Annotated in this window: 16 protein-coding genes; 5 read left to right on the forward strand and 11 right to left on the reverse strand. The window is 66.8% G+C overall.

Going from position 1 to position 14,861, the window contains the following annotated elements; genetic code table 11:
- The first annotated feature begins 75 nt into the window (after nt 1–75).
- Nucleotides 76–2,247, forward strand: coding sequence for a TonB-dependent receptor (locus KF730_RS03640; RefSeq protein ID WP_294092329.1), 2,172 nt, complete (start codon nt 76–78; stop codon nt 2,245–2,247).
- A gap of 115 nt (nt 2,248–2,362) precedes the next feature.
- On the opposite strand, the gene KF730_RS03645 is transcribed toward KF730_RS03640, so the two are convergent.
- From KF730_RS03645 to rph, 11 genes are all read right to left on the reverse strand, one after another.
- The gene (locus KF730_RS03645) at nt 2,363–3,103 is read right to left on the reverse strand and encodes a creatininase family protein (protein WP_294092331.1); all 741 of its coding nucleotides are present in this window, start codon (nt 3,101–3,103) and stop codon (nt 2,363–2,365) included.
- Nucleotides 3,103–4,614, reverse strand: coding sequence for a benzoate-CoA ligase family protein (locus tag KF730_RS03650; protein WP_294092332.1), 1,512 nt, complete (start codon nt 4,612–4,614; stop codon nt 3,103–3,105). Before KF730_RS03650 ends, KF730_RS03645 begins: the two co-directional genes overlap by 1 nt.
- Entirely contained in the window at nt 4,607–5,011 is a 405-nt protein-coding gene (locus KF730_RS03655) for a RidA family protein (protein WP_294092333.1), read from the reverse strand. Before KF730_RS03655 ends, KF730_RS03650 begins: the two co-directional genes overlap by 8 nt.
- The gene (locus KF730_RS03660) at nt 5,008–5,400 is read right to left on the reverse strand and encodes a thioesterase family protein (protein ID WP_294092334.1); all 393 of its coding nucleotides are present in this window, start codon (nt 5,398–5,400) and stop codon (nt 5,008–5,010) included. The genes KF730_RS03655 and KF730_RS03660 overlap by 4 nt, the downstream gene beginning before the upstream one ends.
- 8 nt (nt 5,401–5,408) lie before the next feature.
- A complete protein-coding gene (locus KF730_RS03665) occupies nt 5,409–6,572 on the reverse strand; it encodes an acyl-CoA dehydrogenase family protein (RefSeq protein WP_294092335.1) in 1,164 nt (387 codons plus the stop codon).
- The gene (locus tag KF730_RS03670; protein ID WP_294092336.1) at nt 6,572–7,381 is read right to left on the reverse strand and encodes an enoyl-CoA hydratase family protein; all 810 of its coding nucleotides are present in this window, start codon (nt 7,379–7,381) and stop codon (nt 6,572–6,574) included. Before KF730_RS03670 ends, KF730_RS03665 begins: the two co-directional genes overlap by 1 nt.
- The gene (locus KF730_RS03675) at nt 7,378–7,860 is read right to left on the reverse strand and encodes a MarR family transcriptional regulator (protein WP_294092337.1); all 483 of its coding nucleotides are present in this window, start codon (nt 7,858–7,860) and stop codon (nt 7,378–7,380) included. Before KF730_RS03675 ends, KF730_RS03670 begins: the two co-directional genes overlap by 4 nt.
- On the reverse strand, nt 7,857–8,579 hold the full coding sequence (locus tag KF730_RS03680; RefSeq protein WP_294092338.1) for an SDR family NAD(P)-dependent oxidoreductase: 723 nt from the start codon (nt 8,577–8,579) through the stop codon (nt 7,857–7,859). Before KF730_RS03680 ends, KF730_RS03675 begins: the two co-directional genes overlap by 4 nt.
- Nucleotides 8,576–10,849, reverse strand: a complete 2,274-nt coding sequence (locus tag KF730_RS03685) for a bifunctional salicylyl-CoA 5-hydroxylase/oxidoreductase (protein ID WP_294092340.1) — start codon at nt 10,847–10,849, stop codon at nt 8,576–8,578. The genes KF730_RS03680 and KF730_RS03685 overlap by 4 nt, the downstream gene beginning before the upstream one ends.
- Nucleotides 10,850–11,000: 151 nt before the next feature.
- Entirely contained in the window at nt 11,001–11,630 is a 630-nt protein-coding gene (gene rdgB, locus KF730_RS03690; protein ID WP_294092341.1) for an RdgB/HAM1 family non-canonical purine NTP pyrophosphatase, read from the reverse strand.
- On the reverse strand, nt 11,627–12,340 hold the full coding sequence (gene rph / locus KF730_RS03695) for a ribonuclease PH (RefSeq protein WP_294092342.1): 714 nt from the start codon (nt 12,338–12,340) through the stop codon (nt 11,627–11,629). Before rph ends, rdgB begins: the two co-directional genes overlap by 4 nt.
- A gap of 94 nt (nt 12,341–12,434) precedes the next feature.
- Here rph and KF730_RS03700 point away from each other — a divergent pair, with 94 nt between their 5' ends.
- From KF730_RS03700 to hrcA, 4 genes are read left to right on the forward strand one after another with little or no spacing between them, the layout of a single operon-like run.
- A complete protein-coding gene (locus KF730_RS03700) occupies nt 12,435–12,647 on the forward strand; it encodes a DUF6438 domain-containing protein (protein WP_294092343.1) in 213 nt (70 codons plus the stop codon).
- Nucleotides 12,644–12,949: a hypothetical protein gene (locus KF730_RS03705; protein WP_294092344.1), complete on the forward strand. Its 306-nt coding sequence runs from the start codon at nt 12,644–12,646 to the stop codon at nt 12,947–12,949. Before KF730_RS03700 ends, KF730_RS03705 begins: the two co-directional genes overlap by 4 nt.
- A gap of 22 nt (nt 12,950–12,971) precedes the next feature.
- Nucleotides 12,972–13,763 (forward strand): glucodextranase DOMON-like domain-containing protein, encoded by a 792-nt coding sequence (locus tag KF730_RS03710; protein ID WP_294092345.1) that lies wholly within the window; start codon nt 12,972–12,974, stop codon nt 13,761–13,763.
- A 45-nt stretch (nt 13,764–13,808) separates the two neighbouring features.
- A complete protein-coding gene (hrcA, locus tag KF730_RS03715) occupies nt 13,809–14,852 on the forward strand; it encodes a heat-inducible transcriptional repressor HrcA (RefSeq protein ID WP_294092346.1) in 1,044 nt (347 codons plus the stop codon).
- Nucleotides 14,853–14,861: the final 9 nt, after the last annotated feature.

Raw genomic sequence — 14,861 nt, forward strand, 5'->3', positions numbered from 1 at the left:
TGCGGCACGGCCGGCGACACAAGTTTTCAAAGAGCGGGATATTCGATGGTCAAGCAGTTACCCCTTCGCAGTTCGATGATCGCGGTCGTGGCGGCCATGCTGGCGCCGGGCCTCGCCGGTGCGCAGACCGCGCCTGCACAAACGGCGCCCGCGCAAGCCGCGCCGGCTCAGCCCGCGCAGGACAAGGCGATCGTCGTCACCGGCCAGCGTTCCGAAGTCACCTCCGCGCCGGACCGGCTGAGCTTCAACATCGCCAACGATCTGCAGGCGCAGAACGGCACCGTCGCCGATGCGCTGCGGGCGGTGCCCGGCGTCGAAGTCGATCTCGAAGGCAATGTCGCCCTGCGCGGCGATCGCGGCGTGACGATCATGGTCGATGGCCGCCCCTCGGCGATGATGAGCGGGGAGTCGCGCGCGACGATCCTGCAATCCATGCCGGCATCGTCGATCGAGCGGGTCGAGGTGATCACCAATCCCTCGGCGGCGATGAGCCCGGAGGGTTCGGGCGGTGTTATCAACCTCGTCACCAAACAGGCGCGGCCCGGTGCGCGCTCGGGCACGGTCCGCGCCTCGATCGCCAATCGCCAGAGCGGCACGCTCAACCTCAACGGTGTCGTCTCGAAGCCCGGCCTGACGGTCACCGGCGATATCGGCTATCGCCACTTCCGCACCGAGCAGGGCGCCGAGCAGGATCGCTCGCGGTTCGATGCGTTGTCGAACGCCTTCATCAACAGCCGCCAGACATCGCTCCAGCGCAACACCGTCAATTTCGGCAATGGCCGGATCGGCATGGATTACGACCTCGACAAGGTGAACCGGCTGAGCACCGAGTTCAGCTATCGCGACGGCCGCTTCACCTCCAAGCGGATCGACACCTTCACCAGCCCGAGCTCGGCCTATGTCCGCGATTCATCCGCGACCATGGCGAACAGCGGCGGCGGCGGCCGGCTGTCATGGCGGCGCACCCTGCCGGGCCAGGACCATGAATTCGTCGCCGACGTCGAATTGCAGCGGGGCTCGTTCTCGCGCGATGTCAGCGCGGTAACCACGCCCCGCATCCCGGCCGGCGCACCTGGCTTCGAGCGAATCCGCAACGCCTTCGACGCGAACAACTTCAATGTGAAGCTCGACTACAAGCGGCCGATGGGCGAGGGGAAGTCGCTCAACATCGGCTATCAGTATAATCTCGATGAGAACGGCTTCGACTTCACCGGCGCGCGGGGCACCAGCTTCAGCACGCTGGTGCCGGTGGCGGCGCTGACCAATCAGTTCGACTATCGCCAGGCGATCCACGCGCTTTACGGCACCTTCCAGTTCCAGGCCGGCAAGTTCAACTTCCAGCCGGGGCTGCGGCTCGAGGAAGTCGGCAACCGGATCGATCAGGTGACCGGCGGCGTGCATGTCAGCAGCGATTATTTCCGCGTCTATCCGACGCTGCATGCCGGCTATGAGCTTTCGGCCAAGTCGAAGCTGCGCGCGAGCTACAGCCGCCGCATCCAGCGCCCCGGCGCGCAGGATCTCAATCCCTATATCCTCTATGTCGATCCGCAGAATGTGCGGCAGGGCAATCCCAATCTGCGCCCCGAAGTCACCGACTCGTTCGAATTCGGCTGGCAGCTTCGCAGCCAGGGCACCTTCTATTCGATCAACGCATTCTACCGCGATTCCAGCGGTGGCGTGACCGATGTCGTCACCGATCTCGGCGGCGGTGTGTTCCTGTCGAGCCGCGCCAATCTCGCGACCAGCAAGCGCGCCGGCGTCGAGCTGCTCGCCAACGGCAAACTCGGCAAGACGCTGAGCTATAACGCATCGGCCACCTATTTCTGGAGCAGGATCGATCCGCGCAGCGCCGGCATCGCGACGCCGCGCTCGGGCGCGACCGCGACGGTGCGCGCCAATCTCAACTGGCAGCCGACGAGCAAGGACTATTTCCAGCTCAATGGCTTTTACGGCGGCCGCCAGCTGATCGCGCAGGGCTATCGCGAGGGCATGGGCGTGCTCAACCTCGGCTATCGCCGCAAGGTCAACGACAAGTTCAGCGTGCTGCTGACGGTGCAGGATCTGCTCGAGACCGGCAAGCAGGAGGTCTTCATCCAGACGCCGCTGATCCGCGACCGTTTCGAACAGCGCGGGCCGGGCCGGATCTTCCTGCTCAGCGCGACCTATAATTTCGGCAATCCGGGCGGACGCAAGCAGCGTGAGCCGGGCTTCGAGTTCGACTCGGGCGCGGGTGCCCCGCCGCAGTGACGGCGGCTTGGAATCGAAGAACTGTGCTCCTGCGAAGGCAGGCGCCTAGGATGGTCGGGCGATGCGCTTATGACCCTAGGCTCCCGCTTTCGCGGGAGCACGGCCAAGGCCGTTGTCAATTCAACAACGCATGCACTTCGCGGACGATCGCCTCGGCCATCGCCGCATAGGTCTGCGCGCCCTCATGCGCGGTCGCGGCGGCGGGGTCGCCGAAATAGGCGTGCGGGCCGCCAGCCTCGGTAAAGGTGGTGGCGCCCGCCGCGAAGGCGGTGACGAGGCTGGCGGGATTGGCGTCCAGCGACTTGCCGGCCTCGCGGACGGTTTCCGGCCGGTCGGCGAGGACGAGGCTCGTTTCGAACTGGCCGGCATGGCAGGCGCCAGACTGGAATTCCTCGGTCAGCGTTTGCGCCAGGGCGCGGCGGGTGAAATCGGGGAAGGCGACCGGCAGGCCGAGCGCGACGATCTCGGGCACGGCGGCGCGCAGCATCGCGACATTGGCGGGATCGAAATGGCTGTTGGCGAGCGCGAGACAGGCAAAGCCCTGCGTCTGCAGGCTGCGTGCGATATCCAGCAGTAGTGCGGTCGCGGTCGCCGAACTGATCGAGATCGTCCCCGCGAATTCGGCGGCATATTCAGCTGGCGCATAGGCGAGCGCGGGCAGCACGAAGGCGCGCACGCCATTTGCCTCCAGCGCTTCCGCCGCGCGCTTTGCCATGCCGTCGCTGATGATCACGTCGGTGCCGAGCGGCAGATGCGGCCCGTGCGCTTCGATCGCGCCGAGCGGGAGGATCGCCACCACGGGAGCCTCGCCCGCCAGCGCGTCGCGAATCTCGGTCCAGGGCAGATCGGCGTACATCAGATTTCCTTCCGGAGCCGCTTGCGGTCGATCTTGTCGCGGTCGTTGCGGGGCAGTGGCTCGCTGCGGAAGGCGATCGCGTGCGGCACCTTGTACCGCGCCAGCCGCGCGCGCGCGAAGGCGATCAGTTCCCCGGCCAGCGTTTCCGGGCCATGCCCCTCGGCGGGCACCACCAGCGCGAACGGCTTCTCCAGCCCGTTGGCGTCGGCCTTGCCCAGCACGCAGCATTCGCGCACGCCCGGATGCTCGGTCAGGCAGGCTTCGACCTCGACCGGGCTGACATAGATGCCGCCGCTCTTGATCAGATCGTCGCCGCGCCCCTCGAAATACCAGTAACCGTCCTCGTCCTGGCGGAACTTGTCGCCGCTGACGATCCAGCCGCCGCGTAGATGCTCGACCGATTTGGCGTAATCGGCATGGTAATAGAGCGCCGCGCTGTCGCCGCGGATGTGCAGCGTGCCCACCCCGCCGGCGGGCACGGGCGCGCCGTCATCGTCGAGCAATTTCGCCTCATATCCGGGGACCAGCTTGCCGAGGCTGCCGGGGCGGATGTCGCCGGGGCGGTTGCTGATATAGATGTGGAAGCTCTCGGCGCTGCCGATGCCGTCGATGATCGGCACGCCGAATGCATCGTCCCAGCGCTGATGCAGGTCGCGCGGCAGGGCCTCGCCCGCACTCCACGCGAAGCGCAGGCTGGAGAGGTCGGGCTTGCCGCCTTCGGCCTCCAGCATGCGGTTGATGAGCGTCGGCACCGCTGTCAGCACCGTTGGCTTGTGGCGTTCGATCAGCGCGAACAGCCGCTCGGCGCTGGGGGCTTCGCGGAATAATATCGTCGTTGCACCGACCGAGAAGGGGAACATCAGATTGGTGCCGGTCGCATAGCCGAAATAGAGCCGGGCGCCGGAGAGGGTTACATCGTCCTCGCCCATGCCGATGAAGTTCTGCGCATAGACCTGGGTATTGAACGGGAAGTGGGCGTGGCTGTGCACCGCGCCCTTGCTCTGGCCGGTGCTGCCGCTGGTGAACAGCCACACGGCGGGATCGTCGCGAGTGGTCGGCCAGGGTTCGGCATCGGCGGCGGGCCCGGCCAGCCACGCGTTGAAGTCGTCCGCGGCGATCGTCTCCGGCTGAAACCGCGAGCCCGCCAATGCCGCGCCGAACGCCTCCATGCTCGCCTCGTCGACGAATGCGAACTGCGGCTTCACATAGCCGAGATAATAGGAATAGTCCGCGACCGGCAGCAGCGGATTGACCTGCGTCACCACGGCACCCGCCTTGAGCGCGCCGAACCACGCGTACACGAACTCCGGCCGGTCCTGCATGCACAGCAGTACGCGTTGCTCGGGCAGCAGTCCGCGCGCGATCAACTGCGCCGCGACCGCGCTGACCTTGTTCGCCACCTCGGCATAGGGGATCGCCTGATCCTCGAACAGGATCGCGGTCTTCGCCCCGCGCCCGGCCGCGATGTTCGAGAAGACATAATAGTCGGCGAGGTTGAACGGCTCAGCCATTGGGGATCACCGCGGTGGTCTCGATCTCGATCTTCGCGGCTTCCTCCATCAGCGCCACCACCTGCACCACAGCCATTGCCGGAAAGTTCTTGCCGATGATCTCGCGATAGGCCGCGCCGATCGCGGGCAGGCCATCGAGATATTCCTGCCGGTCGGTCACGTACCACGTCATCCGCACGATATGTTCGGGGCCCGCGCCCGCTTCGGCGAGGATTGCGACGGTGCTGGTCAGGATGCGGCGGAATTGCCCGGCCATGTCCTTATCGGGGAAGGTCTCCTGCTCGTCCCAGCCGACGACGCCGCCGGTCCAGACGGTTCGGCCCTCGGCGAGGATCCCGTTGGCATAGCCCTTGGGACGCGGCCAGCGGGGGGGGAGCAAAGTGGTATGCGCGGTCATGCCATTGCCTCCAGCCGCGCCCGCCAGTCATCGGGCCACGGCTTTGCCTTCATTACGGTGAGATCCATGAGGACGATCTTGAGTGTAACCTCGAAACGCAGATCGCCGCTGCTGGTCACCGTGGCGTCGAGCGTGAGCGAGGTGCGCCCGACCTCGCCGACCGCGATCGCCACATCGAGCAGGTCGCCATGCCGCGAGATCGCCGCGAAGCTGGCGTGGAGCTCGACCGCCGGGGTGCCCAATGCCATGTCGCGGTGCATCGCCGCGCGCGAGACGCCGAGCGCCGCTTCGGTCCAGTCCTCGACCGCCGCGTCGACGATCTCGAAATAGCGCGGATAATAAGCGATCCCAGCCGGATCGCAGTGGGCGAAGCGGAGCGGGGTCTGCATCGTGAAGCTCATTGCGCACCCTTCAGATGCTGGCGCGCGATCACCAGTTTTTGCACCTCGGATGCGCCCTCATAGATGCGCAGCGCGCGGATCTCGCGGTACAAAGCCTCGACCGGCACGCCACGCACCACGCCCATCCCGCCGAACATCTGCACCGCCTTGTCGATGACGTGCTGCGCGCTGTCGGTGGCGTGCAGCTTGGCCATCGCCGCCTCGCGGGTGTTCGCTCGGCCCTCGACATCGCGGACCCAGCCGGCGCGATAGATCAGCAGCGCCGAGGCGTCGATATCGAGCGCCATCTCGGCGAGGTAGCTCTGCATCACCGCATTGTCGGCCAGAGTGCCGCTGCCTTGCTTTCGGCTCAACACGCGGGTGGTCGCCTCGTCGAGCGCTCGCCGCGCGAAGCCCAGGGCCGCAGCGCCGACGCTGGTGCGGAAGATATCGAGCGTCGCCATCGCCTGCGCGAAGCCGCGCCCGGCTTCGCCGAGCAGCGCATCGGCGGGCAGGCGCATATCGGTGAAGCGCAAGGTCGCCAGCGGATGCGGCGCGATCACCTCGATCCGTTCGCTGGCGTCGAGGCCCGGCGTATCTGCGGGGACGATAAATGCCGAAATGCCTTTCGCGCCGGGTGCCTCGCCGGTCCGCGCGAACAGCACATAATAATCGGCGATGCCGCCGTTCGAGATCAGCGTCTTGGCGCCGTTGATCACCCAGCCATCGCCATCGCGCACCGCGCTAGTGGTCATCGAGGCGACGTCCGATCCGGATTCCGGCTCTGTCAGTGCAAACGCCGCAATCGCTTCGCCTTTCGCAACGCGGGGCAGCCACGCCGCCTTTTGCTCAGGCGTGCCGAACAGCGAGATCGTCCCCGATCCCAGCCCCTGCATCGCGAACGCGAAGTCGGCGAGCCCCGAATGCCGCGCCAGCGTTTCGCGGATCAGGCATAGCGAGCGTACGTCGAGCGTTTCGGAGGCGCCGCCATATTCGGCGGGCACGCAATGCCGCAGCCATCCGCTGCTCCCGAGCTTGCGGACCAGTGCGCGGCATTCCTGGTCGACATCGTCGCCATGCGCATGGCCGATCTCGCGGGCGGCCCAATCATCGAGCGCCTCGCCCAGTTCGCGGTGCGCGGCGTCGAAGAACGGCCAGGCGAGGAAGCTCTTGTCGGCCATCAGTCGCCCTCGAACACCGGCGTCTGCTTGGCGGCGAACGCCTCGAAGGCACGTCGAAAATCCTGGGTCTGCATGCAGATCGCCTGTGCCTGCGCCTCCATCTCGATCGCCACGTCGAGACTCACCGCCCATTCCATGTCGAGCTGCGTCTTGGTGATCCCATGCGCGAAGGTCGGTCCGGCGGCGAGACCGGCCGCGAGTGCTCGAGCCTCTTCCATCAGCGCTTCGGTTTTGACGATCCGGTTGTGGAAACCCCAGCGCTCGCCTTCATCCGCAGTCATCACCCGGCCGGTGAACAGCAACTCCGCCGCTCGTCCCTGGCCGATGATCCGCGGCAGGATCGCGCAGGCGCCCATGTCCGCGCCCGCCAGCCCGACGCGGGTGAAGAGGAAGGCGGTCTTGGTTCGCGGCGTCGCGATGCGCAGGTCCGATGCCATCGCCAGGATCGCGCCCGCCCCGGCACAGATCCCGTCGATCGCCGCGATCACCGGCTGCGGGCAGCGCCGGATCGCCTTGACCAGGTCGCCGGTCATCCGGGTGAAGGCGAGCAGCTCCGGCATCGCCATTTCGGTCAGCGGACCAATGATCTCATGGACATCGCCACCCGAGCTGAAATTGCCGCCCGCGCCGGTGATCACCACCGCCTTGACCGTTTGATCGAGCGCGAGATCGCGGAACGTGTCGCGCAGCTCGGCATAGGAATCGAAGGTCAGCGGGTTTTTCCGCTCGGGGCGGTTCAGCGTGATCGTCGCGACGCGATCGGCGTAGTGCCAGCCGAAATGCTTGGGCGCGAAGGTTTCGGGGTTCATGCGGGTTCCTTGGCGGTTGCGATCGAGGTTTTGAGCGCGCCCAGGGCGGCATAGAGCCGGGCATGGTCGGCGCCGGGCAGCGCGGCGAACAGCGCGTCGATATGATCATGATGCGCGGTCGCCAGGTCGGCGAAATGCATGCGGCCAGCCTGCGTCAGGCGCACGCGCGAGACGCGGCGATCGCGCGGATCGGGCGTGACCTGCACCAGTTCGTCGGCGGCAAGCTTCTGGACAAGCTGGGTGACATTGCCGTTCGAGACCAGCAATGCCTGCGACAATTCCCCCATCGTCAGGCCGTCGTCCGCGCGCTCGAGCGCGGCCATGACGTCGAAGCGGGGCAGGGTGGTGCCGCGCTCGCCCAGCACCCGCTGCGCCGATTTCTCGATCGCCATGGTGCAGCTAAGCAGCCGCAGCCACAGCCGGACATTGGCGTGGTCGCCGAGCGCGCCGTCATGCTTCTCGGCGACGGCGCGGCTCATGCGATCTCCATCGCTTCGCCGGTGCGATTCGACAGTACCAGTTCGACCACCGCGTCCGCGACCTCTTCCGGCGCAATCAGCCGGCCGCTGGGATTGAAGCGGGCAAGCTCGGCACGCGCTTCCTCTGCGCTGCGCCCGGTCTTCGCCTGGATGTTGCGCGCCGCCGCCGCGACGATCTCGGTATCGGCATAGCCCGGGCAGACCGCGTTGGCGGTGACACCTTTGCTCCGCAGTTCCTCGGCGAGCGCGCGCATCAGCCCGACCGCGCCATGCTTGGCCGCGACATAGGGTGCGACGTACGCGGCCCCGCGCAGTCCGGCGATCGAGGCGATGGTGACGATCCGGCCATGTCCCGCCGCCAGCATCCCCGGCAGCGCCGCCTGCGAGCAATGGAACACCGCGTCGAGATTGACCGCCAGCACCTGCCGCCACGCGTCTTCGGTGACCTTGGCGAACGGCGCGCTTTCGGCGAGCCCGGCATTGTTGACGAGGATCGTGAAGGGGCCCGCGTCGGCGATCACCCGATCGATTGCGCCGCGATCGGTCACATCGGCGGCGATGGCGGTGCCACCAATCTCCCGCGCTATAGCTTCCAGCAGTTCGCGCCGCCGTCCCATCACCGTCACCGTCGCGTCTTCCGCCGCCAGCGCGCGCGCGATCGCCGCGCCGATGCCGGTGCCGCCGCCGGTGACCAGCGCCTGCTGTCCCGCCAGCCTCATCCCCGCAGCTCCTGCTCGCGCTGGAGGTTGCGCGCGAGCTGGCTCATCCCGCCGAGATAGGGCGGCGGAACCGCGACATCGCGATAGCCCTGCTGCGCCGCCGCGCGCAGCGTCCAGCTCGGATCGATCAGATGCGGCCGCGCCAGCGCGACCAGATCGGCGCGGCCGGCGGCGAGGATCGAATTGGCGTGATCCGCCTCGAAAATGTTGCCCACCGCCATCGTCGTCAGCCGCCCCTCGTTGCGGATGCGGTCGGCGAACGGCGTCTGGAACATCCGGCCATAGACGGGCAAGCACTCCGCCCAGGTCTGCCCGGCCGAAACGTCGATCAGGTCGGCGCCGGCCTCGGCGAAGGCACGCGCGATCTCGACCGCCATTTCCGGCGTCACCCCCGCATCGCCCATCCAGTCATTGGCCGAAATCCGCACCGACATCGGCCGCTCGGCGGGCCAGGCCGCGCGCATCGCCACGAAGACTTCGAGCGGGAAGCGGAGGCGATTCTCCAGGCTGCCGCCATATTCGTCGGTGCGCTTGTTGGTCAGCGGGGTGATGAAGCTGGAGAGCAGATAGCCGTGCGCCGCGTGGAGCTCGATCATGTCGAACCCCGCCTCGATCGCGGCGTGCACGCCCGCCACGAACTGATCGCGTACCCTATCCATGTCGGCGCGCGTCATCGGGCGGGGCACCTGGTTGTCGGGGCTCCAGGCGATGTCCGATGCGGCCATCAGCGGCCAATTGCCGCTGTCGAGCGGCACATCATAGCCTTCCCAGCCGATTTTGGTCGAACCCTTCGGCCCCGAATGCCCGAGCTGGAGGCAGAATTTCGCCTGGCTATGCGCATGGACGAAATCGACGACGCGCTTCCACGCCGCGACCTGCTCGGGCGTGTAGATGCCCGCGCAGCCCGGCGTGATCCGGCCCTCTTCCGAAACGCAGGTCATCTCGGTGAAGACCAGCCCCGCGCCGCCTTGCGCGCGCGCGCCGTAGTGGACGAGATGGAAGTCGTTCGGCAGGCCGTCAACCGCCGAATAGGTCGCCATCGGCGAGACGACGATGCGGTTCGCCAGCGCCATCTCGCGCAAGGTGAACGGCGCGAACATCGGCGGTGTCGCATGCTCGCCGCCCGCGAACCAGCGCTCCAGCCCGGCCAGCCATTCCGGATCGCGCAGCCGCAGATTCTCATGGCTCACCCGCTGCGACCGCGTCAGCAGCGAATAGGCGAACTGGATCGGTTCGAACCCCAGATAGCGATCGAGTGTCTCGAACCATTCGGTCGAATTGCGCGCGCTGTTCTGGAGCTTGAGCACCTCGAGATTGCGCTCGTCGCGATATTCGATCAGCGCCGTCTCGCGGTCGAGGCCCGGGCGGTTGAGCACCTCGGCCAGCTTGATCGCATCCTCCAGCGCCAGCTTGGTCCCCGATCCGATCGAGAAATGCGCGGTGTGCGCGGCGTCGCCGAGCAGCACGAGGTTGCGGTAATGCCATTGGTCGCAGATGATCCGGCGGAAGTTGAGCCACGCCTCCGGCCCCGCCAGATGCGCCGCGTTCGACATCAGCGCATTGCCGCCCAGATACTGCGCGAAGATCGCCTCGCACTTGGCGATCGCCTCGGCCTGGCTCATCCGGTCGAAGCCCAGCGCGGCCCAGGTCTCCGGCTCGCATTCGACGATGAAGGTCGAGAGGCCTTTTCCAAATCGGTATGCATGCGCCCACACCCAGCCCGCCTCGGTCTGCTCGAACGCGAAGGTGAAGGCGTCGAACACCTTGTGCGTGCCGAACCAGAAGAACTTGTTCTTCCGCGTCTGGATATCAACGCCGAAATGCGCTTCGTAGCGGGTGCGGATGCGGCTGTTGGCGCCGTCCGCCGCGACCACCAGGTCATATTCCGCCCAATCGTCCAGATCGGGGCTCGCCTCATGCTCGAAATGCAGCGTCACGCCGAGTTCGCGGGCGCGCTCCTGCAATATCCGCAGCAGCCGCTTGCGGCCGATCCCGATGAACCCATGCCCCGAACTGCGGATACGCTGCCCGTGGATATGAACGTCGATGTCGTCCCAATGCGCGAACTCGTCGCGGATCGTCGCGCCGCTGACGGGATCGTTGGCCATGAGATTCTCGACCGTCTGGTCGGAGAAGACCACGCCCCAGCCGAACGTGCTGCCATCCTTGTTGCGTTCGAAGAGATCGATCACGTGGCGCGGGTCGCGCAGCTTCATCGAGATCGCGAAATAGAGCCCGGCAGGGCCGCCGCCAAGGCAGGCAATGCGCATCCGATCCTCCCAATTGCTTTAGGAGTAAAATATCTGGAGGCGTATCGCAAGGCGCTGCTCTGCGCTGCCCGTTCTCCTGCGAAAGCAGGAACCCAAGGTCACGAGCGATGTCCTCTGAAACCCTGGACTCCTGCTTTCGCAGGAGAACGAGTTAAAGCACCGCCGCGACCAGCTGGTTGAACGCATCCGCCCGATGACTCATCGCATGCTTGGCATCGGGCTCCATCTCGCCGAACGTCTCGTCATATCCATTCGGCACGAACATGGGATCGTAGCCGAAGCCATTCTCCCCGCGCGGCGGCCAGACGAGCGTGCCATCGACGCGCCCCTCGAACCATTCGACATGCCCGTCTGGCCAGGCGAGTGCCAGCGCGCAGACGAAGTGCGCATCGCGGCCGGTCTCGGGCGGCAGGCCTGCGAACTTGTCCTCGATCAGCTGCATCGCCATGCCGAAATCCTTGGTGGGACCTGCCCAGCGCGCCGAGAAGATGCCGGGATCGTTGCCGATCGCTTCCACGCAAAGCCCGCTATCATCGGCCAGCGCCGGCAGGCCGGACAGATCGGCCGCCTGCAAAGCCTTCAGCTCGGCGTTGGCGACGAAGGTCGTGCCGGTTTCCTCGGGCTCGGGCAGATCGAGCTCGGCCGCCGAAACCGGCTCGATCCCGAACGGCCCCAGCAGCGCGCGGATTTCGCGGACCTTGCCCTCGTTGTGGCTGGCGATCACCAGCTTGCCGGGAGCCAGCTTGCGGATCGCCTGGGGGACTTCGCCTTCACCGCTCATGAGACTGCCTTCAACTGCGCTTCGAAGATCCGGCCGCAGCCGATGCGGGCGAGGCGGAGCAGGCGGAGCAGCCCTTCCTCGTCATAGCAGGCGCCCTCGGCGGTCGCCTGCGCTTCGGCGATCTTGCCGTCCGACAGCAGCACGAAGTTGGCGTCGGCGTCGGCGGAGCTATCCTCGTCATAATCGAGATCGAGCACCGGATTGCCCCGATAGATGCCGCACGAAACTGCTGCGACCTGCTGCTGGATCGGATCGCGCTCAAGCAGGCCTGCCGTCAGCAGCTTGTTGACCGCCAGCCGCAGCGCCACCCAGGCGCCGCTGATCGCCGCCGTCCGCGTGCCACCATCTGCCTGGATCACGTCGCAGTCGAGCGTGATCTGGCGCTCGCCGAGCAGCTTCAGATCGGTGACCGAACGCAGCGAGCGTCCGATCAGCCGCTGGATTTCCTGGGTGCGTCCCGATTGCTTGCCCTTGGCCGCCTCGCGCGATCCGCGGGTATGGGTGGCGCGGGGGAGCATGCCATATTCGGCGGTGACCCAGCCTTCGCCCTTGCCGCGCAGCCAGGGCGGGATCCGCTCCTCGATGCTCGCGGTCACCAGCACCCGCGTGTCGCCGAAGCCGATCAGCACGGAGCCTTCCGCATGGCGGGTGAAATTGGGCTCGATGCTGATCGCTCGCATTTCATCGGGGGCGCGGCCGGATGGGCGCATATGTTCATTCTCCTGTAAACTCGCCTCGGCCACGTAGACGGGAAGACCGGAACGCGCCAGTGTTGCGGCGGGTCCCGCGTGGAGGAGACAGGCGATGCGGCAGTGGATGGCTTTGGGTGCGGTGGCGTTGGCGCTGGCAGGCTGCGCGCGCGACGGGCGCCCCGATCTGCCTGACGCGCCGGTCGCGATCGAGGGCGATTCGATCCGGTACGAGACCAGCGCCTGCTTCGGTGCCTGCCCGATCTATGTGGTGACGCTGCGCCCCGACGGCACCGGCACCTTCGAGGGCAAGCGCTCACCGCGGTGACCGGCACCCGCGAATTCAAGTTCAGCAAGGCCGAATATGACGCCTTCGCCGCCAAGCTCGCGCCCTATCGCCCGACCAGCGGGACGACGCGCTACACGCCGGACGAAAAGAAGAATTGCGCCCGCGCCGCGACCGACTTGCCCGGCGTCGATATCATCTGGGCCCGCGCCATCGGCGACAGCCAGACGCTGAATTATTATTTCGGCTGCGACATGGACAAGAATCAGGACATGGCCGAAGCGATCGGCAGCGCCCCGGAGGAAGTGCCGGCGCTGGAGGCGCTGATCGGGCCGCGGCCCTAGCCAACGGGGAAGGGAGAAACGGATGAGAAAGCGAATTCTGGCGGGCGCGCTCGCGATGATGTTGCCGCAGATGGTGCAGGCGCAGACGGTGAGCTTCAAGGACCCGGTGGGCGACGACAACGGCCCGGGCAGTTATGTCTATCCCACCGACGCCGCCTACACGCCCGGCAGTTTCGACATGACTGGCTTCGAAGCCCGCCAGTTGGGCACCAATCTCGAATTCACGGTGCGGATGAGCGCGCCGCTGATCGATCACTGGAAGATGGGCGGCGGCTTCTCCACCCAGATGATTTTCGTCTTCATCCGCACCGGCGCGGGCAAGTATCTGGACGGGCTGCCCGGCCTCAATATCCGTTTCGCGCGTCCCGGCTGGGACAAGGTCGTCATCCTTTCGCCCCAGCGGCCCGCGCGGGTGCTGACCGAGGTCCAGGTCAAAGCCGCGCCGTTTCTCGCCGACGTGCTCATTCCGCAGCGGACCCGCGGCGTCGGCAGCGCGATCATCGGCAGCGTGCCGCTCGCCGGGTTGGGGGGTGGCAACCCCGCAGCATGGTCCTATCAGGTCGTGGTCGCCGGTAATGAAGGCTTTCCCAGCGGAACCGACCTGATGACCCGTAAGGTCGACGAATATGCAAGGCAGCACCGCTTCGGCGGCGGCACCGACCATGACTGCGATCCGCATGTGATGGACGTGCTGGCCGGAACCGGTGCCGGCATGCCGGGGGAGGTGGCGGCGCAGGCCAAGGCGCTCGCTTACAAGTGCGGTGCGGACGGCCGCACGGTCGCCGCCGCGACACTGCCGATGCTGCGCAAATGAGGGCCGGCCATTGAGGCGCGGCCCGCCCGCGCTACATTAGGCGCGATGACCACGCCCCCCATCCACGAGCTGACCGACCGCGCCCGCGATGTATTTCGCATCGTCGTGGATTCGTATCTCGATACCGGGGCGCCGGTCGGCTCGCGGACGATCTCGAAGATCTCGGCGCTCAATCTCTCCCCCGCCTCGATCCGCAACGTCATGCAGGATCTGGAGGAACTTGGTCTGCTCGCCGCGCCGCATACCAGCGCCGGCCGCATGCCGACCGAGACCGGCCTGCGCCTGTTCGTAGACGGCATGATGCAGGCCAGCGCTCCTTCCGCGGAGGAACGCGCCGCGATCGAGCTGCGCGCCGGGCAGGCGGGCCCGGTCGAGGATGCCCTTGCCAGCACCACCGCCGCGCTCTCCGGCCTCTCCGCCTGTGCCGGGCTGGTGCTGGTGCCCAAGGCCGAGCCGGTGCTGCGCCAGTTCAGCTTCGTGCCCTTGAGTCACGATCGCGCGCTGGCGGTGCTGGTCGGCGAGGATGGCTCGGTCGAGAATCGCGTCGTCGAGCTGCGCGGGGGCATGGACCCGACCGCGCTCGCCCAGGCCAGCAACTACCTGACCGCGATGCTCGGCGGCGTCACCCTCAGCGAGGCCCAGCGCCGCGTCGCCCGCGACCTCAAGGACCAGCGCGCCGCGCTCGACAGTGCCGCATCGGCGCTGGTCGAACGCGGTCTTGCGGTATGGAGCGAGGATAATGGCCGCCGCCCGGTGCTGATCGTGCGCGGTCAGGCGCGGCTGATCGATGCCACCGCCGCCGATGATCTCGACCGCGTCCGCCAGTTGCTCGACGAGCTGGAGGGCAAGGAAGAGATCGCTCGCCTGCTCGACAGCGCCAGCGAAGGCGAAGCCACCCGCATCTTCATCGGATCGGAAAACAAGCTTTTCGCGTTGTCCGGTTCGTCGGTGATCGCCAAACCGGTGCGCGCGCTCGATGGCCGCGTGGTCGGCGTGGTCGGTGTGATCGGCCCCACGAGGTTGAATTATGCGCGGGTAGTGCCAATGGTGGATTTTACGGCGGCAACGCTGGCCCGATTACTTGCTTGAACAAGAAGA

Source organism: Sphingomonas sp., from assembly GCF_019635515.1.
In the GTDB taxonomy this organism is placed as follows: Bacteria; Pseudomonadota; Alphaproteobacteria; order Sphingomonadales; family Sphingomonadaceae; genus Sphingomonas.

Coding starts and splice junctions, on each gene's coding strand:
- KF730_RS03680 (WP_294092338.1), bottom strand. CDS start 8,579: ATGAGGCTGGCGGGACAGCAGGCGCTGGTCACCGGCGGCGGCACCGGC.
- KF730_RS03660 (WP_294092334.1), bottom strand. CDS start 5,400: ATGCAGACCCCGCTCCGCTTCGCCCACTGCGATCCGGCTGGGATCGCT.
- KF730_RS03710 (WP_294092345.1), top strand. CDS start 12,972: ATGAGAAAGCGAATTCTGGCGGGCGCGCTCGCGATGATGTTGCCGCAG.
- KF730_RS03650 (WP_294092332.1), bottom strand. CDS start 4,614: ATGGCTGAGCCGTTCAACCTCGCCGACTATTATGTCTTCTCGAACATC.
- KF730_RS03675 (WP_294092337.1), bottom strand. CDS start 7,860: ATGAGCCGCGCCGTCGCCGAGAAGCATGACGGCGCGCTCGGCGACCAC.
- rph (WP_294092342.1), bottom strand. CDS start 12,340: ATGCGCCCATCCGGCCGCGCCCCCGATGAAATGCGAGCGATCAGCATC.
- KF730_RS03655 (WP_294092333.1), bottom strand. CDS start 5,011: ATGACCGCGCATACCACTTTGCTCCCCCCCCGCTGGCCGCGTCCCAAG.
- KF730_RS03685 (WP_294092340.1), bottom strand. CDS start 10,849: ATGCGCATTGCCTGCCTTGGCGGCGGCCCTGCCGGGCTCTATTTCGCG.
- KF730_RS03700 (WP_294092343.1), top strand. CDS start 12,435: ATGCGGCAGTGGATGGCTTTGGGTGCGGTGGCGTTGGCGCTGGCAGGC.
- KF730_RS03645 (WP_294092331.1), bottom strand. CDS start 3,103: ATGTACGCCGATCTGCCCTGGACCGAGATTCGCGACGCGCTGGCGGGC.
- rdgB (WP_294092341.1), bottom strand. CDS start 11,630: ATGAGCGGTGAAGGCGAAGTCCCCCAGGCGATCCGCAAGCTGGCTCCC.
- KF730_RS03665 (WP_294092335.1), bottom strand. CDS start 6,572: ATGGCCGACAAGAGCTTCCTCGCCTGGCCGTTCTTCGACGCCGCGCAC.
- KF730_RS03670 (WP_294092336.1), bottom strand. CDS start 7,381: ATGAACCCCGAAACCTTCGCGCCCAAGCATTTCGGCTGGCACTACGCC.
- hrcA (WP_294092346.1), top strand. CDS start 13,809: ATGACCACGCCCCCCATCCACGAGCTGACCGACCGCGCCCGCGATGTA.
- KF730_RS03640 (WP_294092329.1), top strand. CDS start 76: ATGATCGCGGTCGTGGCGGCCATGCTGGCGCCGGGCCTCGCCGGTGCG.